Annotated in this window: 25 protein-coding genes; 13 read left to right on the forward strand and 12 right to left on the reverse strand. The window is 68.7% G+C overall.

The features are described 5' to 3' along the window. Positions 1-7 precede the first annotated feature (7 nt). Complete coding sequence (locus tag AB4079_RS02895; protein ID WP_441785769.1) at positions 8-874, reverse strand: ABC transporter substrate-binding protein; 867 nt, start codon at positions 872-874, stop codon at positions 8-10. A 183-nt stretch (positions 875-1,057) separates the two neighbouring features. Between AB4079_RS02895 and AB4079_RS02900 the strand changes: the two genes are divergently transcribed. Further along, positions 1,058-2,191: a LacI family DNA-binding transcriptional regulator gene (locus tag AB4079_RS02900; protein ID WP_441785770.1), complete on the forward strand. Its 1,134-nt coding sequence runs from the start codon at positions 1,058-1,060 to the stop codon at positions 2,189-2,191. Positions 2,192-2,278: 87 nt separating this feature from the next. Here the strand turns inward: AB4079_RS02900 and AB4079_RS02905 are convergent, their stop codons facing one another. Continuing rightward, positions 2,279-2,494 carry a hypothetical protein gene (locus AB4079_RS02905; RefSeq protein WP_441785771.1) on the reverse strand — a complete coding sequence of 72 codons (216 nt, stop codon included), beginning with the start codon at positions 2,492-2,494 and terminating at the stop codon, positions 2,279-2,281. Between the two features lie 86 nt (positions 2,495-2,580). On the opposite strand from AB4079_RS02905, the gene AB4079_RS02910 reads away from it, so the two are divergent. Further along, positions 2,581-3,531: a GlxA family transcriptional regulator gene (locus tag AB4079_RS02910; protein ID WP_441785772.1), complete on the forward strand. Its 951-nt coding sequence runs from the start codon at positions 2,581-2,583 to the stop codon at positions 3,529-3,531. Here AB4079_RS02910 and AB4079_RS02915 read toward each other — a convergent pair. The 3 genes from AB4079_RS02915 to AB4079_RS02925 form a co-directional block, all read right to left on the reverse strand. Next, entirely contained in the window at positions 3,504-3,806 is a 303-nt protein-coding gene (locus AB4079_RS02915; protein ID WP_441785773.1) for a hypothetical protein, read from the reverse strand. The genes AB4079_RS02910 and AB4079_RS02915 overlap by 28 nt on opposite strands. 140 nt (positions 3,807-3,946) lie before the next feature. Beyond that, positions 3,947-4,120: a CsbD family protein gene (locus AB4079_RS02920; RefSeq protein ID WP_441785774.1), complete on the reverse strand. Its 174-nt coding sequence runs from the start codon at positions 4,118-4,120 to the stop codon at positions 3,947-3,949. 89 nt (positions 4,121-4,209) lie between these two features. Continuing rightward, the gene (locus tag AB4079_RS02925; RefSeq protein WP_441785775.1) at positions 4,210-4,533 is read right to left on the reverse strand and encodes a DUF7882 family protein; all 324 of its coding nucleotides are present in this window, start codon (positions 4,531-4,533) and stop codon (positions 4,210-4,212) included. Positions 4,534-4,668: 135 nt separating this feature from the next. Between AB4079_RS02925 and treY the strand changes: the two genes are divergently transcribed. Genes treY through AB4079_RS02945 form a run of 4 tightly spaced genes read left to right on the forward strand, consistent with a single transcriptional unit; the run spans position 4,669 to position 9,286 of the window. Beyond that, positions 4,669-6,933: a malto-oligosyltrehalose synthase gene (treY, locus tag AB4079_RS02930; protein ID WP_441785776.1), complete on the forward strand. Its 2,265-nt coding sequence runs from the start codon at positions 4,669-4,671 to the stop codon at positions 6,931-6,933. Continuing rightward, positions 6,930-8,642, forward strand: coding sequence for a malto-oligosyltrehalose trehalohydrolase (treZ, locus tag AB4079_RS02935; RefSeq protein ID WP_441785777.1), 1,713 nt, complete (start codon positions 6,930-6,932; stop codon positions 8,640-8,642). The genes treY and treZ overlap by 4 nt, the downstream gene beginning before the upstream one ends. A gap of 27 nt (positions 8,643-8,669) precedes the next feature. After that, positions 8,670-8,897, forward strand: a complete 228-nt coding sequence (locus AB4079_RS02940; protein WP_441785778.1) for a hypothetical protein — start codon at positions 8,670-8,672, stop codon at positions 8,895-8,897. 35 nt (positions 8,898-8,932) lie between these two features. After that, positions 8,933-9,286 carry a type II toxin-antitoxin system death-on-curing family toxin gene (locus AB4079_RS02945; RefSeq protein WP_441785779.1) on the forward strand — a complete coding sequence of 118 codons (354 nt, stop codon included), beginning with the start codon at positions 8,933-8,935 and terminating at the stop codon, positions 9,284-9,286. Positions 9,287-9,310: 24 nt separating this feature from the next. On the opposite strand, the gene AB4079_RS02950 is transcribed toward AB4079_RS02945, so the two are convergent. Continuing rightward, entirely contained in the window at positions 9,311-9,637 is a 327-nt protein-coding gene (locus AB4079_RS02950) for a type II toxin-antitoxin system HicB family antitoxin (protein WP_441785780.1), read from the reverse strand. Between the two features lie 318 nt (positions 9,638-9,955). Here AB4079_RS02950 and glgX point away from each other — a divergent pair, with 318 nt between their 5' ends. Further along, positions 9,956-11,992: a glycogen debranching protein GlgX gene (gene glgX, locus AB4079_RS02955; protein ID WP_441785781.1), complete on the forward strand. Its 2,037-nt coding sequence runs from the start codon at positions 9,956-9,958 to the stop codon at positions 11,990-11,992. Then, entirely contained in the window at positions 11,992-12,846 is an 855-nt protein-coding gene (locus AB4079_RS02960) for a serine/threonine-protein kinase (protein WP_441785782.1), read from the forward strand. The genes glgX and AB4079_RS02960 overlap by 1 nt, the downstream gene beginning before the upstream one ends. Before the next feature lie 45 nt (positions 12,847-12,891). On the opposite strand, the gene AB4079_RS02965 is transcribed toward AB4079_RS02960, so the two are convergent. Together AB4079_RS02965 and AB4079_RS02970 are read right to left on the reverse strand one after the other, a co-directional pair. Then, positions 12,892-15,234: an ATP-binding cassette domain-containing protein gene (locus AB4079_RS02965; protein ID WP_441785783.1), complete on the reverse strand. Its 2,343-nt coding sequence runs from the start codon at positions 15,232-15,234 to the stop codon at positions 12,892-12,894. A gap of 35 nt (positions 15,235-15,269) precedes the next feature. After that, a complete protein-coding gene (locus tag AB4079_RS02970) occupies positions 15,270-15,839 on the reverse strand; it encodes a dihydrofolate reductase family protein (protein WP_441785784.1) in 570 nt (189 codons plus the stop codon). A gap of 47 nt (positions 15,840-15,886) precedes the next feature. On the opposite strand from AB4079_RS02970, the gene AB4079_RS02975 reads away from it, so the two are divergent. Continuing rightward, the gene (locus AB4079_RS02975; RefSeq protein WP_441785785.1) at positions 15,887-16,897 is read left to right on the forward strand and encodes a PHP domain-containing protein; all 1,011 of its coding nucleotides are present in this window, start codon (positions 15,887-15,889) and stop codon (positions 16,895-16,897) included. Between the two features lie 71 nt (positions 16,898-16,968). On the opposite strand, the gene AB4079_RS02980 is transcribed toward AB4079_RS02975, so the two are convergent. Genes AB4079_RS02980 through AB4079_RS02990 form a run of 3 tightly spaced genes read right to left on the reverse strand, consistent with a single transcriptional unit; the run spans position 16,969 to position 19,999 of the window. Continuing rightward, complete coding sequence (locus AB4079_RS02980) at positions 16,969-17,745, reverse strand: hypothetical protein (RefSeq protein ID WP_441785786.1); 777 nt, start codon at positions 17,743-17,745, stop codon at positions 16,969-16,971. 47 nt (positions 17,746-17,792) lie between these two features. Then, positions 17,793-18,293 (reverse strand): MarR family winged helix-turn-helix transcriptional regulator, encoded by a 501-nt coding sequence (locus tag AB4079_RS02985; protein ID WP_441785787.1) that lies wholly within the window; start codon positions 18,291-18,293, stop codon positions 17,793-17,795. 23 nt (positions 18,294-18,316) lie between these two features. After that, positions 18,317-19,999, reverse strand: coding sequence for an MDR family MFS transporter (locus AB4079_RS02990; protein ID WP_441785905.1), 1,683 nt, complete (start codon positions 19,997-19,999; stop codon positions 18,317-18,319). A 202-nt stretch (positions 20,000-20,201) separates the two neighbouring features. Between AB4079_RS02990 and AB4079_RS02995 the strand changes: the two genes are divergently transcribed. From AB4079_RS02995 to AB4079_RS03010, 4 genes are all read left to right on the forward strand, one after another. Then, positions 20,202-20,876 (forward strand): phosphatase PAP2 family protein, encoded by a 675-nt coding sequence (locus tag AB4079_RS02995; protein ID WP_441785788.1) that lies wholly within the window; start codon positions 20,202-20,204, stop codon positions 20,874-20,876. An 85-nt stretch (positions 20,877-20,961) separates the two neighbouring features. Next, the gene (locus tag AB4079_RS03000; RefSeq protein ID WP_441785789.1) at positions 20,962-21,177 is read left to right on the forward strand and encodes a hypothetical protein; all 216 of its coding nucleotides are present in this window, start codon (positions 20,962-20,964) and stop codon (positions 21,175-21,177) included. 150 nt (positions 21,178-21,327) lie between these two features. After that, positions 21,328-23,175: a sigma-70 family RNA polymerase sigma factor gene (locus AB4079_RS03005; protein ID WP_441785790.1), complete on the forward strand. Its 1,848-nt coding sequence runs from the start codon at positions 21,328-21,330 to the stop codon at positions 23,173-23,175. Between the two features lie 212 nt (positions 23,176-23,387). After that, on the forward strand, positions 23,388-23,681 hold the full coding sequence (locus tag AB4079_RS03010; protein WP_441785791.1) for a hypothetical protein: 294 nt from the start codon (positions 23,388-23,390) through the stop codon (positions 23,679-23,681). An 8-nt stretch (positions 23,682-23,689) separates the two neighbouring features. Here the strand turns inward: AB4079_RS03010 and AB4079_RS03015 are convergent, their stop codons facing one another. After that, entirely contained in the window at positions 23,690-24,808 is a 1,119-nt protein-coding gene (locus AB4079_RS03015; protein WP_441785792.1) for a S1C family serine protease, read from the reverse strand. Positions 24,809-24,880: the final 72 nt, after the last annotated feature.

The raw sequence follows: 24,880 nt of genomic DNA on the forward strand, positions 1-24,880 counted from the left end.
TGTCCGCCTACTTGGTCGGGCTGGGCGTCGCGCCCTGCTCGGCCTTCGGCAGGTACTGCTTCGGCATCGGCGAGCCCGGGAACCACTTCTGGTAGAGCTTCTTCCAGGTGCCGTCCTCCATGGCGGCGTGCAGTGCTGTGTCGAGGGCCTTCTTGAGGGCCGGGTTGCCCTTGGCGATGGCGAAGCCGGCGGGGGCGTCGAAGGAGGGGATGTCTTCGGCGTCCTTGAGCGACGGGTACTGGGCGACGTAGCTCTTCGCCGCCTCGTAGTCGAGGAAGTGCGCATCCACCGACCCGCTGTTGATCGCCGAGACGGCCGCGTTGTTGTCGGGGAAACGGACCAGGTTCGCCTTCGGGAAGTTCTTGACCGCGTAGGCCTCTTGGAGGGTGCCCTGCACGACGCCGAGGCGCTTGCCTGCGAGGTCCTTCGCCGAGTCGATGCCCGCGGTCTTCGTCGTGAGCACGGTCAGGTAGCCGGCCAGGTAGCCGTCGGAGAAGTCGACCGTTTTCTTGCGCTCGTCGGTGATGCCGATGGCTGCGACGCCGACGTCGAACTGGTGGTTGGCGACGGCGGAGAGGAGGCCGGAGAAGTCCTGGCCCGTGAAGACGGCCTTTCCGAGGTGTGCGCGTTTGGCGACATCGGTGAAGAGTTCGACGTCGAACCCGGTGAAGTTGCCGCTGGAGTCGGTGAACGTGTAGGGCTTCGCGTCGCCGAGGCTGGCCACGCGGACGGTCCCCGCTTCGATGAGTCCGTACGGGTTGTCCTTGGTGGCGGCGCCTGAAGCGCCCCCGGAACTGCAGGCGGCGAGGACCAGAGCGGCCGATGCCGCTGCGGCGAGCAGCGCCGCCGGCCGGAAGAAGGTGCGTCGTTTCACTGCGGGATCCAATCGTGTGGGGAGTGCCGACGTGGTGCGGGACGCGATCCTCGTCGATCTACCTGTTGCTGAGACCGGTCTCTCGCGATTACGCTGAGACCGGTCTCAGTTGGTTTTCTGGGACGTTACAACACGTTTCCCCCGTTCGTCAACCGCGGAGACGCGAACAGGAAGGGTCCACCGATGTCCCCACGCCCCGCATCCCGTCGCGCCGTCACGGTGGCGGATATCGCCCGTGCGGCGAAAGTCTCCAAGGCGACGGCGGCCCGCGCGCTCGGTGACTATGGCCAGGTCAGCGAGGCGGTTCGGTCGCGCGTCCAAGCGGCAGCGGAGGAGCTGAACTACCGCCCGAACTCCCTGGCGAAGTCGATGAACACCGGACGCTCCAACACCATCGGCGTGGTCGTCGGAGACATCGAGAACCCGTACTTCGCGCACGCGATGCGCGGAATCTCCGACGTGGCCAGCAGCGCCGGCTACGACGTCATCCTCACCAACTCCGACGAGGACGTGGATGCGGAAGAAGCCGCTGTCGACGTGCTCCTCGACAAGCAGGTGGACGCGCTCATCGTCGCGCCCGCCTCCTCGGCGCGGGTGGGGCACCTGGCAGCGGTCGGTGCCGCCGGCCGGCCGCTCGTGCTCCTCGACCGCCGCGCCGACGGGCAGCACTACGACTCGGTCACCGTCGACAACCGCACGGCTGCGGCGCACGCGACGGCCGAACTTCTCGCCGAGGGGCACCGCCGGATCGCATTCCTATCGACGCACGACCACCCGGCGCCCGTCTACACCCCCGGCGACACCATCACCATGTCCAGCGTCGCGGACCGCGTGGACGGGGTGATGCAGGCGCTCACCGACGCGGGCATCCCGTCACCGGAGAGCAACATCCGACTCGACGCGCGCCGCCGGGGGGTGGATGCGGTGGCCCGCGAGCTCCTCGCCGGCGACGACCCCGTGACCGCCGTCATCGCGTCCGACAGCCTCATCGCGATGACCGTCTTCCAGACGATCCGGACGCTGGGCCTGCGCATCCCGGAGGATGTCTCGCTCATCGCGTTCGACAACCCGGAGTGGACCAAGATCACCACGCCGCCGCTGACGGTCGTCGAGCAGCCGATCTACGAGCTGGGTGCCGCGGCCGCGCGACGTGCGCTGCAGCGCATCCACGGGGAGCGGGTGGAGGAGGAGTCGGTGGTCTTCGACGCCGACCTCGTGCGCCGTTCCTCGGTCGGACCCCCTCCCGTCGCCGCGGGCGTCGCGGCCGGCACTGCCATTCCCGTCCGGTCGGAGATCCCGCCGCTTCCGGCGGAGTAGCGGCCGCAGATTTCCGACCGGCCGCGGTGGGTCGGAGATCCGAACTCGCAGCGGCCGAATCTCCGACTGACGATCGCCCGCGGCCGCTCAGCGGCCGGTCTCGCGCGCACCGTGCGCCGCGCGGAGGTCGCCCAGCGCCCGCTCCGTCTCGCGGTCGACGTGTCCGCCGCGCGCGAGGATCGCCGCGGGCAGCCAGTCGCTGAGGACGAACCGCCGCCGGGCGACCGGCTCTCCCCCGTTGGTCCGCACCGGGTGACTGACCCAGCCGTGTTCGATTCCCTGTGTCCATGTCGTGTTCGCCATGACCTTCACGTTACGGACGTAAAGATCCGGACACGAGATGGCATTAGGTCTATCTTCGCAAAGATACGGCCACTACACTGGGCGACATGATCCGATCCGTCGCGGTCCCCCTCATCGACGACTTCGCCGTGTTCGAATTCGGGGTGGTCTGCGAAGTCTTCGGGCTGGACCGCAGCTATGCCGGGCTGGAGCCGTTCGACTTCCGCGTGTGCACCATCCACCCGGAATCCTCGGTGACCAGCGCGGTCGGCGTGACGCTCACGGCACCGTTCGGACTCGAAGCGATGGACGACGCCGACCTCATCGCCATTCCTGCCGCCACCGTCCGCGACGAATACCCGGAGGAGTTCCTGGATGCGCTCCGCCGCGCCTACGACCGGGGCGCGATCCTCCTCAGCGTCTGCTCCGGCGCGTTCGCCCTCGGTGCCGCGGGCCTGCTCGACGGCCGCGACTGCACGACGCACTGGCGCTTCTCCGCCGAGCTGCAGCGACGATTCCCCGAGGCACGCGTCGACCCCGATGTGCTCTTCGTCGATGACGGCCGCATCATCACCAGCGCCGGCACGTCGGCCGGCATCGACGCCAGCCTCCACCTCGTGCGACGCGAGCTCGGCAGCGCCGTCGCGAACACCATCGCGCGCAACATGGTGGTCCCGCCGCAGCGCGACGGCGGCCAGCGCCAGTACATCGACAAGCCGGTCAGCGACTGCGAGGACGACACGTTCAGCGAACTCCTCGACGAGCTCACCGACCGATTGGATGAGGCCCACACGGTGAGCAGCCTGGCCGACCGTGTGCATATGTCGACCCGCAGCTTCTCGCGGCGATTCGTGGCCGAAACGGGCGTCCCGCCGATGCAGTGGCTGACGACCCAGCGCATCCTGCACGCCCGCCTGCTGCTCGAGACGACCGACCTCCCGATCGACGAGGTCGCGCGCCAGTGCGGCTTCGGCAGCGCAACGCTGCTGCGGCACCACTTCGACGCCGAGGTCGGGGTTCCGCCCACCCGCTACCGGGCGGCCTTCGCCCGCGTCTGATGCGTCCCAGCGCGATGCGATCGCGCCTGCCGGGACGGTCCATGAGGCGGCGGGGCGAGGTCATCGCCCCGATAGTGCCGGAGCAGACGCCGATTGCGGAGCGCCAGCTGCGCGCACAGAGCGGCGGTGACCACTCCGCAGACGATGACGCCCCACGCGCTCGGGTTCTCGCCCTGGGTCGGGATGGCCACGGCGAGCGCGATGGTGGCGACCAGCGTCAGGGCGGTGAGCACGGCGCCGATCCACTCCCTGCGCCGGGCTCGCGCGCGGTCCATGCCGTCTCCCATAATTCGGAAACTACTCCGCTGATCCGGTGAAGAAAAGGTGAATCTTTCTCGAATGGCTGGCGAGCCCGCCGGACACCACGAAGCCCCCGCGCGGCCTTCGCCGCACGGGGGCCTCGCTCATACAGAGGTCAGTCTTTGAAGGCGTCCTTGACCTTCTCGCCTGCCTGCTTGACGTCGGCTTTCATCTGGTCGCCCTTGCCCTCGGCTTCGAGGCGCTCGTTTCCCGTCGCCTTGCCTGCGGCTTCCTTGGCGTTGCCCCCAGCCTTCTCGCCGGCGTTCTCGATCTTGTCGTCGAGTCCCATGAGGTCCCCTTTCGTGTCCGATACGCCACAAACGTTCCCACCGTCGCGGCAGGCGGTCTAGCCCTCCGGAGCCCGGATTCACCAGACGCTCAGGCTGCGCTGGGCCGCCGAGCCTGGTCGGTTTGCCGAGCGGGCTCTGGGGCGACGAGCAGACCGTTCGGGCGGTGCGTGCCATCCATCAGCACCTCCAACCATTCGCGGTTCAGCGGCGAGATGGCGGACTCGTGGTACCGGAAGCGGATCGGCAGCCCGTTGTCCACCCAGATCGCTTCGCGCCCGCTGTCGCCGTCGGGAACCCAGCTGAGGGCGAAGCTCTCCCGCCGTCGCAGCTTGGTGGTGATCACGATCTGGAGGTGGGCCAGCAGCCGATCATCGAGGACATAGTCCGTGCCGCCGTAGCTCAGCACTCCCATTTACGATCGCTCCTGGGTGTCGGCGGCCGCACGTGCTGTAGTCATTTATTTAGTCTAACCATATAACTCGCCTGTCTAGCAATAAGACCGGCTTCGGAATGCAAGGCCTACTCGCGCATTCGTGCCTCGTTCAGAATGAACGCTGTGAGCACCTACCGCCTTCAGATCTCCCCCACCTTCACTCTGCGCGACGCGACGCAGGTGCTCGACCACATCCAACGCCTCGGCGCCGACTGGGTCTATCTCTCGCCGCTGCTCGAGGCCGAGCCCGGCTCGATGCACGGTTACGACGTCGTCGACCACAGCCGTGTCGACGCCTCCCGCGGTGGACCCGAAGCCTTTCGGGAGTTCGCGGACGCCGCCCACACCCGCGGGCTGAAGGTGCTGGTCGACATCGTTCCCAACCACATGGGAGTGGCGACGCCCGCGGTCAACGCGTGGTGGTGGGACCTCCTCACCTTCGGCACGGAGTCGCGCTATGCCTCCTACTTCGACATCGACTGGGAGTTCGGCCGCGGACGGCTGCGCCTCCCGGTCCTCGGCGACGGCCCCGATGAGGAGGACGCCCTCCGTGTCGAGGGCGGCGAGCTCCGCTACTACGACCACCGCTTCCCGATCGCTCCCGGCACTGAGGAGGGAACGCCGCGCGAGGTGCACGCCCGCCAGCACTACGAGCTGATGTCGTGGCGCCGCGCCGACGCCGAGTTGAACTACCGCCGCTTCTTCGCCGTGAACACGCTCGCCGGCCTCCGCGTCGAGGATCAGCAGGTCTTCGACGACACGCACCGGGAGATCGGCCGCTGGCTGAGCGAAGGTCTGGCGGACGGCCTCCGGGTGGACCATCCCGACGGACTGCGGGACCCCAGTCCGTACCTGGAGCGCCTCCGCGCCCTCGCCGGCGACGCACCGATCTGGGTCGAGAAGATCATCGAGGGCGACGAGCGGATGCCCGACTGGCCCGTGCAGGGCACGACCGGCTACGACGCCCTCGGCACCATCGACCGGGTCTTCGTCGACCCGTCCGGCGAGGGTCCGCTCACCGCGCTGGCCGGCCAGCTGGACGAGCGGGAGGAGAGCCAGGACTGGGTCGAGTTGGTTCATCGCCGCAAGCGCGCCGTCGCCGACAGCATCCTCCGCTCCGAGGTGCTGCGCGTGGTCCGCGAGCTGGGCGAAGGCACCGACGAGGAGACGGCGGATGCGGTCGCCGAGCTGGCGGCGTGGTTCCCGGTGTACCGGAGCTACCTGCCGTTCGGCGCCGAGCACCTGGAGGAGGCGCGCCTCGCCGCCGCCGAATCCCGGCCGGATCTCGCTCCCGCGATCGCCCGCATCGCCGACCGCCTCGGCGACCGGTTCGAGCAGGCCACGGGGGCGATCATGGCAAAGGGCGTCGAGGACAACGCCTTCTATCGGTACACCCGGCTCACCTCCCTCACGGAAGTCGGCGGCGACCCCTCCGAGTTCGCCCTCTCCCCGGAGGAGTTCCACCGGCGACAGGAGGACCGCCAGCGGCGCCTCCCCGAGTCGATGACCGTCCTCTCCACCCACGACACCAAGCGCGGGGAGGACACCCGCGCCCGCATTGCGGTACTGGCTGAGCTGCCCGGACGCTTCGAGCGGTTCCTCCGAACGGTGCGCGAACGCGTCGGTTTCGGCGACGGTTCGCTGGAGAGCCTGCTGTGGCAGGCGGTCGTCGGCGCATGGCCGGCATCTCGCGAGCGCCTGCAGGACTACGCGCTGAAGGCGGCGCGCGAGGCGGGCGCATCCACCGCCTGGACGGACCCGGACGAGCAGTTCGAGGCCCGCATGGCCACCGCGATCGATGCGGCGTTCGACGATGAGAGGGTGCGCGCCGAGGTGGAGGCCCTCTCCGCGGTGATCGAGGCTCCCGGCGCGAGCAACGGCCTCGGCGCCAAGCTGCTCCAGCTGATGGCACCCGGCCGGCCGGACGTCTACCAAGGGTCCGAGCGGTGGGAGCGGTCGCTCGTCGACCCGGACAATCGGCGTCCCGTCGAGTTCGACGTGTCGGCCGGACTGCTGGCGCACATCGATGAGGGATGGCGTCCCGACATCGACTCGTCGGGCGCCGCCAAAGTGCTGGTCACCTCCCGGGCGCTCCGCCTGCTGCGCGACCGACCCGAGCTGTTCACCGGCTATCGCCCCGTCTACGCCGAGGGCTCGCGCGCCGGCCACCTGATCGGGTTCGACCGCGGCGGCGCGATCGCGCTGGCGACCCGCCTGCCTGTCGGCCTGTCCGCCACAGGTGGATGGGCGGACACCACGATCGACATCGGGGAGGAACCCATGCGCGACGAACTGACCGGCAGCGAGCACCGCGGGCGGGTGTCACTCGCGACCCTGTTCGAGCGGTACCCCGTCGCACTGCTGGCGGTGATCCGATGACCGTCGGCTGGGGTGAGCGCCGCGTTCCCGTCTGGGCGCCGACGGCCCGCGCAGTGGATGTGGTGATCGGCGCCCTCGGAACCTTCCCGCTCGCGCCGGTGCCGGCCACCGACGAGGACCCGACCGGTGGCTGGTGGCAGCTCGCCGAGTCCCCCGGGTTGCCGGACGAACCCGTCGACTACGGCTTCCTCGTCGACGGCGAGGGCCCCTTCCCGGACCCGCGCTCGCTGCGCCAGCCGCACGGCGTCCACGAGTTGAGCCGCGAGTTCGACCCCCGGGCGCACCAGTGGTCGGACGGCGCGTGGGAGGGCCGCGACCTGACCGGCACACTGATCTACGAACTCCACATCGGCACCTTCACCCCCGAGGGGACGCTCGACGCGGCGGTCGAGCGCCTCGACCACCTGGTCGAGCTGGGCGTCGACGCCGTCGAAGTGCTGCCCGTGAACGCGTTCAACGGCACGCACAACTGGGGCTACGACGGCGTCCTCTGGTACGCCGTACAGGAGCAGTACGGCGGGCCGGCGGCGTATCAGCGCTTCGTCGAGGCGTGCCACCAGCGCGGGCTGGCCGTCATCCAGGACGTCGTCTACAACCACCTGGGACCGAGCGGCAACTACCTGCCGAAGTTCGGCCCGTACCTGGGCCAGGGCGCGAGCACCTGGGGCGTCAACGTCAACCTCGACGGTCCGCTGTCCGACGAAGTGCGGCGCTACATCCTCGACAACGCGGAGTACTGGCTTCGTGAGATGCACGTCGATGGGCTGCGCCTGGACGCCGTGCACGCTCTGCAGGATCACGGCGCCACCCACCTGCTCGAGGAGCTCGCGGTGCTCGCCGACGAGCTGGCCGGCGAGACCGGGCGTCCCCGGACGCTCATCGCGGAGAGCGACCTCAACGACCCCAAGCTGATCCGCCGGCGCTCGCACCACGGCTTCGGGCTGCACGCGCAATGGGACGACGACGTGCACCACAGCATCCACGCCAACCTGACCGGCGAGGACACCGGCTACTACGCCGACTTCGCGGACCCGTCGGCGCTGGTCCGGGTTTTCGAGCGCGGGTTCTTCCACGACGGCACCTGGTCGAGCTTCCGCGAGCGGCACCACGGTCGCCCGCTCGACCCCGACATCCCGTTCCGGCGGCTCGTGGCGTTCAGTCAGGATCACGACCAGATCGGGAACCGGGCGGAGGGTGACCGCCTGACCGCGACCCTCGACCCGGGCCGGCTGGCGGCCGCCGCGGCGCTCACCCTGCTCGGGCCGTTCACGCCGATGCTGTTCATGGGCGAGGAGTGGGCGGCCACGACACCCTGGCAGTTCTTCACCTCGCACCCCGAGCCGGACCTGGGCAAGGCGACGGCGGAGGGCCGCATCGCGGAGTTCGCGAAAATGGGCTGGGACCCGGACGTGGTGCCGGACCCGCAGGACCCGGAGACGTTCCAACGGTCGAAACTGGACTGGTCGGAGCTCGATAGGCCCGCGAGCGCCCGCATGCTGGAGTGGTACCGGACGCTCACCGCGCTACGCCGCACCATGCCGCTCGACGTGCCGGCGACGGACGTCGCCTACGCCGACGGCGTCTTCCGCTTCGCGCGCGGCGGCCTGCTGGTGGAGGTCAGCCTCTCCGGAACCGGCCTCGGCGACGCTCCCGCCGACGCGGTCGCCGCCTTCGACCAGGCAGTCCGCGTCTCTCGCGTATATACTTGAATCGTTCGGGTATATAAGGAGGGTTTCATGGCACAGGTAACGCTGCCCCAGCGCAGCAAGAAGCTCATCTCCTTCCGCGAGGACCAGGTGGAGGCGCTGGCCGCAATAGCTGACGACACGCACAGCAACTTCACCGCGACGGTCCTCGATGCCGTGGACGCGTACATCGCCGCCCACGACCGTGCTACGCAGCAAATGATCGATCGCGTCGTCTCCCAGAACGCGGGTCTGCTCGAGCGCCTCCGCGACGCGTGAGCGTCCGTTTTGTGACGCTCGAGGAGTCTCTCCTCGTGATCCGCGCCGTCCACGGCGGCGAGCCGATTACGTACATTCGCGACATGGTTCTGCTTCAATCAGCGCTCGAAAGGCCCGCCGCAACCCTGTTCGGCCGGGATGCGTACCCGGATATCTACGCCAAAGGCGCTGCTCTCCTGCACTCGATGGTGCGGAATCACGCGCTGCTCGACGGCAACAAGCGCACCGGCTGGGTGGTCTGCGTCCTGTTCTTCACGATGAACGGCTTCGAAGAGCAGTACGAGGAGGACGCGATGTTCGATTTCATCCTGGCCGTGGCGGCCGGAGAGATCGAGGACATCGGGGACATCGCCCGCGCGCTCTCCGCCTGGTTCAGGCCGCGCGTCTAACGTCCTGGAGGGGTCCGTAAGCGGTCAGGACGCCAGGCGCGAACTGACGAGACGGTTGAGACTGACGTGCTCCTCTGCCGCCCTTATTGCCAGCCTGCGGTGGAGCTCCGGCGGGATGCGGACCTTGAACTCACCGCTGTACGGGCGTTCGGCGAAGGGTTCCGGGATGGGCTCCCCCGCCCGGTCCATGTCTTCCACTACGTCCTCCACGAGCTGCACAACGCCACGCAGCGCCTCCGATTGCGTCGGTGCCAGCCAGGAAAGCGATGGGAACTCCGCAACCTGGCCGACGAACTCGCGGTCTTCGGCCGACCAGAGAACCCGATACGTGTAGTGCGTGAAGTCTGTCATCGTCGCTCACTCTCCCATCGATCGATCGCCTGCAGAACCTGGATTACTTGATACCGCTTCGCGCGTCCGTGGTCGTTCTGGATGTTGACCCAGGATCACCGCTCCACGGCGTCTTGAACAATGTATGGTGTCACTATTGACACCGAAAATCAATCCCACAGCGGGCTTAACGTCCCGGCCGGTCCGTGTCAATGCCTGGAGGGACACGGCGCGTCGCAGGTATCGTGGCGGTCTAACGCCGATCGGAGACACCGTGTCCCTGCCCTGTCCCCTGTATTGCTGCCCCAGCGGTAGCCGAGTCCGCGACGGAGCAGACCGATGACCGCCGGCTCGACGCCGTACCCGCTGGGGATCACCCTGCAGGACGGCGGCGCGAACGTCGCCGTCTACAGCGAGCGCGCGGACAAGGTCATCGTCTCGCTCTTCGACGGGCGCGGGCGCGAGTCGCAGACCGTGCTGCCGGAGCGCACCGGTCACGTCTTCCACGGGTTCGTCCCCGGGCTGGTCCCTGGCACCCGGTACGGGCTCCGGGTCGACGGCCCGTGGGATCCGGCCAACGGCTTGCGGTTCTCGCCCGCGAAGGTGCTGCTCCCCCCGCACGCCCGCGCCGTCACGGGATCCTGGGACAACACGCAGGCCGTCTTCGGCCACCAGCTCGGCCGGCCGAAGCGCCGCAGCGACACCAACGGCGCCAGGCACGTCGCCCTGGGCGTCGCAATCGACCGCCAGGAGTTCGACTGGGGCGACCACGAGCGTCCGCACACGCCGCTCAGCGAGACCATCATCTACGAGGTCCACGTGAAGGGGTTCACGAAGCTGATGGAGTGGGTGCCCGAGGAGTTCCGCGGCACCTACGCCGGTCTCGCGCATCCCGCGGCCGTCGAATACCTCAAGAACCTGGGCGTGACCGCGGTCGAGCTGCTGCCCATCCACCAGTTCGTGCAGGATGCGCACCTGAAGGAGAAGGGGCTGCGCAACTACTGGGGCTACAACTCCATCGGCTTCTTCGCGCCGCACAACGAGTACGCCGCCACCGGCGACACCGGCCACCAGGTCGACGAGTTCAAGGGCATGGTGAAGGCGCTGCACGCGGCCGGCATCGAGGTCATCCTGGACGTGGTCTACAACCACACCGCCGAGGGCAACGACATGGGTCCCACCTACAGCTTCAAGGGAATCGACAACCCGTCGTACTACCGGCTGGTCGACGGTGACGGCGCCCACTACTTCGACACCACCGGCACAGGCAACAGCTTCAACGTGAGCCACCCCGCGGCCCTGCAGGTGATCATGGACTCGCTGCGCTACTGGGTCGAGGACATGCACATCGACGGCTTCCGATTCGACCTGGCGACCACGCTGACCCGGCAGGGCGGAGACGCCAGCCTGCACAGCGCGTTCCTGACCCTGATCCAGCAGGACCCGACGCTCGCCCAGGTGAAGCTGATCGCCGAGCCGTGGGATGTCGCCGGCTACCAGCTCGGCGGGTTCCCCGCGGACTGGGCCGAGTGGAACGGGAAGTTCCGTGACGACGTCCGCGACTTTTGGCGGGGGACTCCCGGCGTGCTGTCGACCCTCTCGCAGCGTGTGCTCGGCAGCCCGGACATCTACGAAGACTCTCGACGCGCACCCGTATCGAGCGTCAACTTCGTCACCGCCCACGACGGCTTCACCCTCGCCGACCTGACCAGCTACAACGAGAAGCACAACGAGGCGAACGGCGAGGACAACCGCGACGGTGAGTCCGACAACCGCTCGAGCAACTACGGCGTCGAGGGACCGACCGACGACTTTGGGCTCACTGCCTTCCGCGTCCGGCAGCGGAAGAACTTCCTGGCCACGCTGCTCCTCTCGGCGGGCGTTCCGATGATCCTGGGCGGGGATGAGATCGGCCGCACCCAGCAGGGCAACAACAACGCCTACTGCCAGGACAACGAGATCTCGTGGTTCGACTGGCAGAACGCCGACTGGGACCTGCACGAGTTCACCTCGAAGCTGATCCACCTGCGCCGCACCGAGCCCGCGCTCCGTCCGGTCTGGTACCGCCACGCTCCCGATGTGGGCGGCCCCGACGTGGTCTGCATCCTGCGCGCGGACGGCGAGCCCTTCGCGGACGAGGACTGGGGCGACCCGGAGGCGCGGACCATCGCCTTCGAGCTGCGCCACGAGGGCACGGACTCGTTCCTGCTGATGCTGAACGCCGCCGGGAACGGCGTGGAGTTCGTCCTGCCCGAGGCGGCGGGCGCCGACTGGGAGCTGGAGCTCTCCAGCGACCCCGAGTTGAACCTCGGTGACGGCGAGAGCGTCATCCTGGGCGAGTCGTCGTTCGCCCTGCTGAGGTCACGGAACAGCTGATGACCGAGTCCACCATCCCGGCGCTGCTCGGGCGATACCGCCCGCAGAACGTCATCGGCCGCGGCGGCGAGGCCAGCATCTTCCGCGCGACGGACGAGCTGCTCGGCCGCGAGGTCGCCATCAAGCTCTACCGTTCCGGCGGCGAGGAGGAGATGGCTCAGTACCGCACCGAGCAGGCGGCGCTGGCGCGCCTCAGCCACCACGGAATCGTGTCGCTCATCGACGCGGGCATCGACTACACGTCGCCGAAGGACCCGCGGCCGTTCCTCATCATGGAGCTGGTCTCGGGGACCGACCTGGCCGCCATCCTGGGGCAGCGTGAGCTGACCCTGGAGGAGATCGCGGAGATCGCCTACGACGTCTCGGAGGCGCTCGAGTACGTGCATGCGAACGGTGTCGTCCACCGCGACATCAAGCCGTCGAACATCATGCTGGTCTCCTACGGCACCACGACGTTCCGCGCGCGTGCCCGGCTGACCGACTTCGGCATCGCGAGCGGCATCGCGGGCGCGCCGTCGCAGCCCGACGAGGGGAAGACGACCGGCACGGCCGCCTACCTGAGCCCGGAGCAGGCGAGGCGGCAGCCGGCCACCTCCGCCAGCGATATCTACTCGCTGGGTCTGGTCCTCCTGGAGTGCTTCACCCGCTCGGTGACCTACCCGGGCGACGCGGTCGAGGCGGCCCTGGCGCGGCTCGAGCATGAGCCGCCGGTGCCGCCGAACCTTCCCGACGACTGGACGCGCATCCTCCTGGCCATGACGTCGAGCGCCCCGGAAGCTCGGCCCACCGCGGAGCAACTGACGCCGTGGTTCCGCGACGCGGTCATCTCGGCCGCTGGGCTGCAGAAGGCGTGACAACGTCCGGCATGGACGACGCCGAGCTGCGGCGCTGAGTGCGAATCAGGCGCCGATGTAGCGGGCGAGGTGCTCGCCAGTGAGCGTCGAGCGGTCGGCGACCAGGTCGGCCGGTGTGCCTTCGAACACCAGGCGGCCGCCGTCGTGGCCTGCCCCCGGCCCGAGGTCGATGATCCAGTCGGCGTGCGCCATCACGGCCTGGTGGTGCTCGATGACGATGACCGACTTGCCGGTGTCGACCAGCCGGTCGAGCAGACCGAGCAGCTGCTCGACGTCGGCGAGGTGCAGACCCGTCGTCGGCTCGTCGAGCACGTAGACGCCGCCCTTCTCCGCCATGTGCGTCGCCAGTTTGAGCCGCTGACGCTCCCCGCCCGACAGTGTGGTGAGCGGCTGGCCGATGGTCAGGTAGCCGAGCCCCACATCCGACAGCCGCTTCAGGATGGCGTGGGCGGCGGGCAGTTTCGCCTCGCCCTCGGCGAAGAACCGTTCCGCCTCCGACACCGGCATCGCGAGCACCTGACTGATGTCGCGACCGCCGAGCGTGTACTCGAGCACCGACTGGTCGAAGCGCCGCCCCTCGCACACCTCGCAGACCGTCGAGACGCCGGCCATGACGCCGAGGTCGGTGTAGATGACGCCCGCGCCGTTGCAGTTCGGGCATGCCCCCTCGGAGTTGGCGCTGAACAGCGCCGGCTTCACCCCGTTGGCCTTGGCGAACGCCTTGCGGATCGGTTCGAGCATCCCGGTGTAGGTCGCCGGGTTGCTGCGCCGGGAACCGCGGATCGCGCCCTGGTCGACGGCCACGACGCCGTCGCGTGGAGCGACCGACCCGTGGATGAGCGAGCTCTTGCCCGAACCCGCCACCCCGGTCACCACCACGAGCACGCCGAGCGGGATGTCGACATCCACCCCCTGCAGGTTGTGCTCGATGGCGCCGCGCACCTCCAGCGCCCCGTTCGGCGTCCGCACCGAGTCCTTCAGTCGCGCACGGTCGTCCAGGTGACGGCCCGTGAGCGTCCCGCTGGCCCGCAGCGCGTCGACGGTCCCCTCGAAGACGACCTGGCCGCCCTCCGAACCTGCCCGAGGCCCCAGGTCGACGACGTGGTCGGCGATCGCGATCGCCTCCGGCTTGTGCTCGACGACGAGCACGGTGTTGCCCTTGTCGCGCAGCTGCTGCAGCAGCTCGTTCATCCGCTGAATGTCGTGCGGATGCAATCCGACGGTCGGCTCATCGAAGACGTAGGTGATGTCGGTGAGCGACGACCCGAGGTGCCGGATCATCTTCGTGCGCTGGGCCTCCCCGCCCGAGAGCGTGCCCGACGGGCGGTCGAGGGAGAGGTAGCCGAGGCCGATGTCGACGAATGAGTCGAGGAGGTGCTGCAGGTTCTTCAGGAGCGGCGCGACAGAGGGCTCGTTCAGCGAGCGCACCCAGTCGGAGAGATCGGTGATCTGCATCGCGCACGCGTCGGCGATGCTGATCCCCTGGATCGTGGATGAGCGCGCGCCCTCGTTCAGCCGCGTCCCGCCGCACTCGGGACACGGGGCGAAGGTGACCGCTCGCTCCACGAAGGCCCGGATGTGCGGCTGCATCGCGTCCACATCCTTCGACAGCATCGACTTCTGCACCTTGGGGATCAGGCCTTCGAACGTCAGGTTGATCCCGTTGATCTTGACCTTGGTCGGCTCGCGGTACAGGAAATCGTTCCGCTCGGTCTCGCTGTAGTCGCGGATCGGCTTGTCCCGGTCGAAGAAGCCGGACTCGCTGAAGATGCGTACCGACCAGCCGTCCACCGTGAAGCCGGGAACCATGATGGCGCCTTCAGCGAGCGACTTGCTGTCGTCGAACAGCTGCCTCAGGTCGATGTCGCTCACCGACCCCATGCCCTCGCAGCGCGGACACATTCCGCCCAGCTGCGCGAACTCGCGGACCTCGGTCTTGCCGCCGACCGTGATCGCACCCTTGCCGCTCACCGAGGGGATGTTGAAGGAGTACGCCTGCGGCGACCCGATGTGGGGCTGCCCCAGCCGGCTGAACAGGATGCGCAGCATCGCGTTCGCGTCCGTCACCGTGCCGACCGTGGAGCGCGCGTTCGCGCCCATCCGCTCCTGGTCGACGATGATCGCGGTCGTGAGCCCTTCGAGCACGTCGACGTCCGGACGCGCGAGCGACGGCATGAATCCCTGCACGAACGCGCTGTACGTCTCGTTGATCATCCGCTGCGACTCGGCGGCGATCGTGCCGAACACGAGCGAACTCTTGCCCGAGCCGGACACTCCGGTGAATACCGTGAGCCGCCGTTTCGGGAGCTCGAGGTTCACCTCTTTGAGGTTGTTCTCGCGCGCACCCTGCACGCGGATCACGTCGTGACTGTCTGCCGTGGCCGTCATGTCGATTCCCTCCGTCGAGCGCGACCCACGTTATCTCAGGACGAAGTGCCGCTGGAGACCACGCTGTACCGGAGCCGGGCGAACTGGCCGATTGCGGTCGCCGACTCGAGGCGGAGCCGATCGGGCCCCACCGTCCGGGGGAACAGCGGGGCGCCCCCGGTGAGTGCGGCGGGCGCGATCGAGAGCGCCAGCTCGTCTAGCGCGCCAGCGTCGAAGAACTGCCCGGCGAGGTCGCCACCGCCGACCACCCAGATGTCGCCGTCGCCGGCGGCCTCGCAAATGGCGGGCAGCGCATCCTGAACCGACCCCGATACGAACCGGATGTCGGCGCCCTCCGGCACCGGCAGCTCGCGGTGCGTGAAGACGAACGTCGGCCGGGTGCCGTGGAACTCCTGCCATTTCTCCGGGTGCGCCAGGATGTCGGACTCGCGCAGCACCCACTCGTACGTGGTGCGCCCCTCCACCATCACGGCCGCATCTGCCGGCAGCAGCCCCGGATCCGGAGTGTCGCCGCCGGGCACCGCGAACAGCCAGGCCAGCGAGTCGTGCTCGTCCGCGATCCACCCGTTGATGGTCGCTGCGGTATCGAAGATGATTCTCGCCATGCCGCGACGGTACCGGCTACCACCGACACGGTGGGAGCATGGGGCGCATGGATGCCGTCGACGCGCTGAACGAGATCGCCTTCTGGCTGGAGCGCGAGCTCGCCCCGACGTTCAAGGTGCAGGCGTTCCGCCGTGCCGCCGCGACGATCGACGGGATCGGCCAGGACGAGCTGGCCGCGCGCGTGGCGGACGGCCGGCTCAAGCGGACCAAGGGGATCGGCGATCGCACCTTCCAGGTGATCGCCCAGGCGGTCGACGGAGAGGTCCCCACCTACCTGGCCGACCTCCGGGAACGCAACACTGCGCCGCTCGACACCGGCGGCTCGGAGCTGCTCGCCCAGCTGCGCGGCGACCTGCACAGCCACACGGAGTGGTCGGACGGCACGGTACCCATCGAGGTGATGGCTGCGGCGGCCGCCACGCTGGACCGCGAGTACCAGGCGATCACCGACCACTCGCCGACGCTCACCGTCGCCAGCGGCCTCAGCGCCGAACGGCTCGAGGAGCAGCTCGAGATCATCGGCGACCTGGACACGGGATCCGTCACGCTGCTGACGGGCATCGAGGTCGACATCCTCGAGGACGGCACACTCGACCAGACGCCCGACCTGCTCAGCCGGCTGGATGTGGTGGTCGGCAGCGTCCACTCGAAGCTCCGCTCCGACCGGCGCACCATGACGAAGCGCATGCTCGGCGGCATCCGCGACCCGCACACCAACGTGCTCGGCCACTGCACGGGCCGGCTCGTGCAGGGCTCGCGCGGGACGCGTCCGCCCTCGGAGTTCGACGCGGACGCCGTGTTCGCGGCGTGCGTCGAGAACGAGGTCGCGGTCGAGATCAACTCGCGGCCGGAGCGCCAGGACCCGCCGGACGACCTCATCCAGCGCGCCCTCGACGCGGGCTGCTTCTTCTCGATCGACACGGATGCGCACGCGCCTGGCCAGCTGGACTTCCTCGCCTACGGCGCGGCGCGCGCTGTCGCCAACGGCGTGCCCGCGGACCGCATCATCACCACCTGGCCGCTGGACCGCCTCCGCAGCTGGCTCGCCAAGTCCTGACCCAGTTGCGACATCACGTCGCAACTCGCGCCGGGTAGACGCGACGACTCACGACTCGGCCGGCGGAAGGGTCAGAATCCCCAGGCGGACGCCGGTGCCTGCACGATGTCGACGGGACGCGTGCTCCAGTGCGTCCCGTTGCCGTAGTGGCTCGTCGCCCACGGGCTCGCCCAGATGGCGGCGGCCGTCGTGTCGGCGGACGTGCCGGCCTCGAGCCCCGCGACGATGTCCGGGTAGCCGCGCTGCAGATTCTTGGCGCAGTACTCGGCCGCCGAGACCAGGTCGGGATAGCTGCCCAGTCCCGCGCCGCCGCCCGAGCCGTAGCCGTTGTTCAGCGGGTTGTTGCGGTTCCACCAGTCCGGCGGACCGTTCTCCTGGCGCATCCAGCGCAGCATCACGGTGACGTTGGCGTCGGTCTCCGGCCAGCCGCCGAACATCAGCACGAGCTTCGCCCAGGCCTCATTGGTCCCGACGCGCGCGAGGGTCTGGAGCCCGTCGGTCGCGCTCAGGTTCTCCCGGTTGACGACGGGAGCGGCGATCGTCGCATCCACCAGCAGCTCCTGCGCGGGGACATGCGACGGCACCCGCTCGGCAGGAGCGCCGGGGGCGAGCGTCGTCGAGGGCGCGATGCGAAGCGTCGAGGCGAGCGCCTCGTCGGTCGGCACGATCGAGAAGCCGCACACCAGGCCGATCACGGCGAGCGTCACCCCGATCCGGTGATGCAGCGGCAGCACCGGCCGTCGCTTCGACCTGGGCAACCGGATGCGCACCCGCTGCGTCGGAACGGCAGCACGACGGCCGGCCGGTCGGCGGCCGCGGGGGCGGAGGGAGGCGGATGCGGGGGGCATACCCGTCGAAGAGTACCAGCGTCCCGCTGGATCGTCACCAGGACGGGCTACCGCGCGACCTCGTTCAGCCGCTCCAGGAGCTCGGCGAGGCGCCGGACGTCCTCCTCGCCCCAGCGCCGCAGGCTGCGGTACAGATTCGCCTGATCGGCCGCCCGCACCTCGTTCACCTTGTCGATCGCCTCCGGTGTCGCGGCGAGGAAACTCGCCCGCCGGTCGGTCGGGTCGGTCTGCCGCTCCACGAAGCCCATGTCTTCGAGGATTCTCACCTGCCGACTGATCACGCTCTTGTCGGTGTAGAGCATGGCCGCGAGATCTCCGGCGTGGATCGGCCCGCTGCGCACGATCGTGCTGAGCAGTTTGTAGCCGCCGGGCTGCAGGTCCGGGTGGATGTGGGACGCGCGGTCCCGCATCGCCATGCCGACCTGATTGAACAGCCGGGTGAACTGCTCCTCGACGCCGGCGATCGCCTGGTCGGTCGAGCCGGTCGAGCCGCCGTCGGCCGGACGGGTGGCGGCGTCACCCGTCGCCACCCGTCCCGTGTTGTCCATGGCCGTGATCATAACGCGCCCGTCTAGCGGCCGTTCTCAGCCGATGCCCGCTGGCCGGTCTCCCGTCCGACCGCCCCCACCGAGCCCGTGACCGGGGCGCCGATCAGCGCCTCCGCCACCTCGACCGCGTTCTCTTCTGCGGCCTCCAGCGGGCCGCCTTCAGCCTCCTTCTCCTCCATCCGCTCGATCGCGGTCTTCGTGCCGAGCGTGATGTTCGGCAGGAAGAGGATGGCGACGATGGTGACGATCGCGAGTGGCACCGCGATGAGGAAGATTCCGGCGACCGCCTGGCCGTATACCGACTCCACGATGGTGCGGACGGCGACCGGCAGGTGGTTGACCTCCGGCAGCGTGCCGCCCTGCAGCGACTGGAGCGCCTTCAGACCCGCTGCGCCGCTCTTGGTGGCGGCGGCGATCAGGTCGTCCTTGCGGTCGCCCATCATGTTGACGATCGTCGACCCGAGCACGCTTCCCATCACGGAGACTCCGATGGTGCCGCCGAGGCTGCGGAAGAAGGCGACGTTGGAGCTGGCCGCGCCGAGCTGCTCCGGCTGGACCGTGTTCTGCACGATCAGCACCAGGTTCTGCATCACCATGCCGACGCCCGCGCCGAGGATGAGCATGTAGACCGAGACGAGCAGGTAGTTCGTGTCGAACGCGATGGTGCTCATCAGGTAGAGCCCGACGGTCAGCAGCACCGAGCCGACGACCATGAAGGCCTTCCACTTGCCGAACCGGCTGATCAGGTTTCCCACGATCATCGACGAGAGCAGCAGGCCGAAGATCATCGGCAGCGTCAGCAGACCGGACTCCGTCGGCGTGGCGCCGCGGGCGAGCTGCATGTACTGACCCAGGTAGACCGACGTGCCGAACATGGCGACACCGACCGAAATGGACGCGATGACCGCGAGCGTGAACGTGCGGTTCTTGAACATCCCGAGCGGGATGATCGGCTCCTTGACGACCATCTCCGTGACGATCATGGCGATGAGGAGAGCGATGGCTCCGCCGACCATCCAGACCGTCTGGGGGCTCCACCAGTCGAAGTTCTTGCCCGCGAGCGATACCCAGATCAGCAACAGCGAGACACCGGCCGTGAGGAACGCCGCGCCCAGGTAGTCGATCCGAACCTTCCGCGCGGGACGCTTCGGCAGCTTCAGCGTGAACTGCAGCAGGATGATGGCGACGATCGCGACGGGAACGCCGACGAAGAAGTTCCAGCGCCAGCCGACCGAGTCGGTCAGCAGCCCGCCGATCAGCGGTCCTCCGACGGTTCCGACGGCCATGATGCCGCCGAACAGGCCCATGTAGCGGCCGCGCTCACGCGGGCTGATGATGTCGGCCATGATGATCTGGCTGAGGGCGGTCAGGCCGCCTGCGCCGAGCCCCTGCACGACGCGGAAGCCGATGAGCATGTTGGTGTCCTGCGAGAAGCCGGCGAGCGCCGAGCCGACCACGAAGAGTCCGAGGGCGAGCTGGATGAGCAGCTTGCGGTTGAACAGGTCGGCGAGCTTGCCCCAGATCGGTGTGGACACGGTGGTCGCGAGCAGCGTGCTGGTGACGACCCAGGTGTAGGCCGTCTGGTTGCCGTGCAGCTCGGAGATGATCCGCGGCATCGAGGTCGACACGACCGTGCCCGCGAGGATCGAGACGAACATTCCGAGCAGCAGCCCGGAGAGGGATTCGAGCACCTGGCGGTGCGACATCACGAGTGGTGAGCCATCCCTGGAGAGTGTGGTGGACATGCAGATCCTTCGACGCAATTGGTTGACGATTGTCAACCATATATAAATAGATGACCAAAGTCAACTAATGTTGTGCAGGACTGCACCATTCCGAGTGAACGTCCTCATAGCCGCACCGAGGCATCTTCAGTGTTCGGGGGGCGCCACGCCGTACGCTCGGAGCATGGAGTCCCGCCGCTCGCGCACCTGGTCGCTCGTCACGCCCGCCCACTGGATCGTGTGGACGGTCGTCCTCTTCATCGTCACCATCGCACTCGGCCTGCTGGCGAAGGCGCTGCCCGCCCTGCGACTGGAGGGGCTGGACGCCGCGGTGAACCGCGTCAACTCGCCGCTGCTGGACAACGCGGCCCTCCTGCTCGACCGGCTGGACAGCCCGGTGATCGTCGCCGTCATCCTCCTGATCGTCTTCGTCGTGCTGCTCCTGGCGGTGGGATGGCGCAGAGCGCTGGGCGCGTGCGTCACCGCCGGCGCCGGCTGGCTGACCACGCTGGTCGTCAAAACGGTGGTGGCTCAGCCGCGCCCGTCGACCGGCGGTCTGACCCACCTCCTCCACATCTCCCCCGCCACCCTGAGCTACCCGAGCGGCCACGTGGTCTTCGCCACAGCTCTCGTCGCCGCGCTCGTGATGGTCTGCCGCGGCCCGCGCTCCCGAACGATCGTCCTGATCGTCGGCGCCGTGTTCGTGCTCGCGGTGGGCTGGTCGCGCCTCTACGTCGGCGTGCACTACGGCACCGACGTCGTCGGCGGCGTCCTCAACGGTGTCGCGGGCGCTCTGCTCATCGCCGGCCTGTGGAACCTCGCGACCCGCGGTCGTTCTGAGCGCACCGCAAACGAATAGGTAGCGCCTCGGTAGTCCCACGGTCCCGCGGAGCGGGTCGGGGCCGGGATGGTGAAAGCACCATCCCGAGACCGAGAGGCTTGCAATGCTCCGCCGCCTGTCCGACGTCGCCGCCACCGCCCTGCCGCTCGTCGGCGTCGCCGACCCGGTAGGAGCGGTCGCCGCGCCCGCGCGCGTCACCGCCGTCGGGAGCACCGCCGTATCGACCGGGTCGCACGTGCACTTCGAGGTCCTGCTCCCCGGCGGGGACGCGGTCGACCCGCTTCCGTGGCTGGAGCAGGACGCGACTCCCGCAGCCTGAGCGGCGCGTCAGCGCGTAGGCCGATTCCCGGTCTCTTCCGGTGAGCCCGAAAAAGATTCTTCGAACTTTTCGCCCGCGCTGCGTCACGATCCGGGTTTCGGCTCGTCTACGTCAGTAAACCCCGCCCTGCCCGCAAGGAACCCGACCCATATGACCCGTGAACTCGACGACCTCTCCGACGCCGATCTGCTCAGCCGCGCCCGCGACGGCGAGAGTCCCGCCTTCGGCGTGCTCTGGAAGCGCCACTGGCCGGCTGCCCGCGCCATGGCGGCCTCCGTCACCGCACGCTTCGAGCCGGAAGACCTCGCATCCGAAGCGTTCGCGCGCATCCTGAGCGCTGTAGAGAAGGGCAAGGGTCCCACGAGCGGCTTCCGCGCCTACCTCGCCAAAACGGTGCGCAACGTCGCGATCGACTGGTCGCGCCGCAAGGCCACTACGAACATCGAAGACCCCGACTCGATCGAGGACTGGTCGTACAGCGAGCTCACGGCCCTTGACAACATCGAGCGCGAGACGATCACCAAGGCGTTCTACACCCTCCCGGACAGCTGGCAGGAGGTGCTCTGGTACATGCAGGTCGAAGACATGACGCCGCGTGAGGCCGCACCTCTCATCGGGATGACTCCCAACGCGGCCTCTTCGCTGTCGGCGCGCGCTCGCGAAGGCCTCAGACAGGCCTGGATCGGCGCCCACCTCGCTGAGGTCCCGCCCGGCAACCCTGTACACGCGTGGACAATCACGCGGCTCGGTGCCCACGTCCGCGGCAAGCTCTCCAAATCGGACCGACGGAAGCTGACGGAGCATCTCGACGAGTGCGACACCTGCTCGAACGCTGCGGTCGAAGCGGAGAGCATCGGATCCCGACTCGCCCTGAGCCTCCTCCCCCTCTTCCTCGGGGTGGCCGGCGCCGCCGCCTACACCGAGTGGGTGAACTCCTCGTCCTCCGCAGTCGCCGCAACGGCCTCAGGAGCCGCCTCCTCAGCACCCGGGGCTCGGGCCGGTGACGGCCTGGCCGTCACCGGCGCCGCCACTCACGCCGGGCTGGCCGCGGTTGCAGCGAGCGTTGTCATGGCTGCCGTGCTGACCGCGGGGACGATCCTGACCGCCCAGCAGGGCGACAGCTCCATCGTCCGGTCCAGCGACACGAACACTGTTCCGCCCGGAAAAGGCGCCGCAGCAGAAGGATCAGGCGACAGCGAGCGGGGACCGGCTCCCTCGGATCCCGGACCCGACCCGACGGCCGCGGAACGGGACGGAGAGCGTGAGGCCCCACCCGCGACGTCGCAGCCGGGCTTCGTGGCCGACGAGGCCCCCAGCGACGAACTCGGCGTCGACCGCGAGCCGGGCGCACCGGAAGCGCTCTCGGGACGCGAGGCAGCCGTCCGAACCATCCCCGCCGACGACACGCTGTTCGCCTACCGCCTGGGCGAAGGCACTACCGGCACCGCAGAGGACTTCATCCACAACGGGACGGCGCAGTACGACGAATCGGCTGACGGATCGACCTGGGCGCTTCGTGACGGACCCTTGCGGCAACCCAGTGACGTCTTCAGCGTGCAGATCTGGTTCCGGGCGACCACAGGCGGTGGCCGACTCCTCGGCTTCAGCTCCGCCGAGGAGGGGCTCTCGTCGGCGTACGACCGCCACCTCTTCCTCTCAGATGACGGGCGGCTGGTGTTCGGCGTCTTCCCGAATTCCGTGCGCACCATCGCCTCGAGCCGCAGCTATCTCGACAACAGCTGGCACCAGGCGACAGCCACCCTCTCACCCCAGGGCATGTCACTGTACGTCGACGGCGAGCGCGTCGCCCAGGACGAGGCCGTCACGACCGCCCAGGCTTTCGCGGGTTACTGGCGGGTGGGCTACGACAACCTCGACAACTGGGGCCCGGACACGCCGTCACGCCGCGCGTTCGCGGGCGACCTCGAATATGCGGCCGTCTACGGCATCGCCCTGACCCCCGAACAGATTCGAGCGCAGTGGGAACTGGGCCGCTGACAAAACTCACGTCGGGTTGCGCGTCACGATCACGCCTGACGTGCGTCTTTCTTCAGTGAGAGCGCGTATCGGGCTTCGCGCTCTCACGGGAAGCGGCACCCCACAGTTGCTTCTCTGCGGAGTGGCCCGGGTCCCTCGACGGGTACGAGGGAGCGCCCGGGTCACTCCGCTCATCCCCGCCCGTCCGGCCCCCAGTAGCTCGAAAGGATGAGATGAGTTCGACTCCCTACGGCCCGCGAGAGAACGCGGCCCGGTTGATCAGCGTGATCACCGACGGGTGGCGCGGCGAGGTCGTCACACCCCTCATTCCGCGAGACCCTTCCTCCCCGCTGCGTTCCGCCCTGCTCAATGAGCGCTCCGACCGGCTGACCGAGTTGCGTACCCTCGACTTCCGGGTCTACGACACCGTCCGGGTCGAAGAAGGCGGGTCGGCCGACGCGTACCGGATCATCGACCGATTCAAGTGCACCACCGACCCGCAGCCACAACTCCTGTGGCAGACGTGAGGGCCGGCCTATCCGCTTCCCAGGGTCACGCGGGTGGTCTGCTTCTTCCCGTCCCTCTCGTAGGTCACCTCGACCTGATCGCCGGGCTTGTGGGTCAGCTGGATGACGGTGAGATCGTCGATGCTGGCGACCGGCTTTCCGTCGACCTTCGTGATGATGTCACCGGCCTGGATGCCCGCAGCCGCTGCGGGACCGCCCGGCGTCACGGATTGCACGTAGAGGCCGCTCTGCTCGTTCCCGCTCACTCCGGGCTGGATCGGCGCGACGCTGATCCCGAAGGTCGGGTACGTGACTTTCCCCGTATCGATGATCTGCTTGGCGATGGGCATGGCGATCGATTCCGGGATGGCGAAGCCGATCCCGACGCTCCCGCCGCCTGCAACGCCGGTCGCGCTCGGGACGGTCGCGATCGCGGAGTTGACGCCGACGAGACGACCATCACAGTCGACGAGAGCGCCACCGGAGTTGCCCGGGTTGATGGAGGCATCCGTCTGGATCGCGTTCGCGAGAACAGCATTCCGGTCGTCGTCACCCTGCACCGGCACGGTGCGCCCGAGAGCGCTGACGACGCCGGTCGTCACCGTGCTGGACAGCCCCAGCGGTGCGCCCAGGGCGACGACGGGCTGCCCCACCTTCAGGTTCGTGGAGTTGCCCTGCTGAATGACCGGCAGCCCGGTGGCGTCCACCTTCACGACGGCGACGTCCGCCCGCGGCGACCGGCCGACGAGTTTCGCCGCGTGCGTCGTCCCGTCGCTGTACAGCACCGTGATCTCCGCACCATCCGCTGCCGGTGCGATGACGTGGTTGTTGGTCAGGATGTAGCCGTCGGAGGTGATCACCTCGCCGCTGCCGGTGCCGCCCGATCCGTCACCCGCGCTGACGCCGATCGTGACGATGGTGGGGAGAACGTCGCGAGCGACCCGCTCGGCGTCGCACACCGACTGGCTCGAGAGGCCCGTCACGCGCGACGCGGTCAGAGCTCCGATCGTGCCGGCGGATCGGATGGCGAGGCCACCCAGCGTCCCCGCACCGAGCAGGATGACCGCCGCCACAACGGCGAGCACCACGATGGCCCACACGGGGAAACGCCCCGGGCGATGCTCTCGGGGACCGTCCGGTGATGTCATGGTTTCCCCTCTCATCCCCTTGATCGACATCGTGAAACGCCGCGACCGATTTGGCTAGACAGTTGAATTCCC

This window comes from Leifsonia sp. 2MCAF36, assembly GCF_052115525.1.
Taxonomy (GTDB): Bacteria; Actinomycetota; Actinomycetes; order Actinomycetales; family Microbacteriaceae; genus Leifsonia.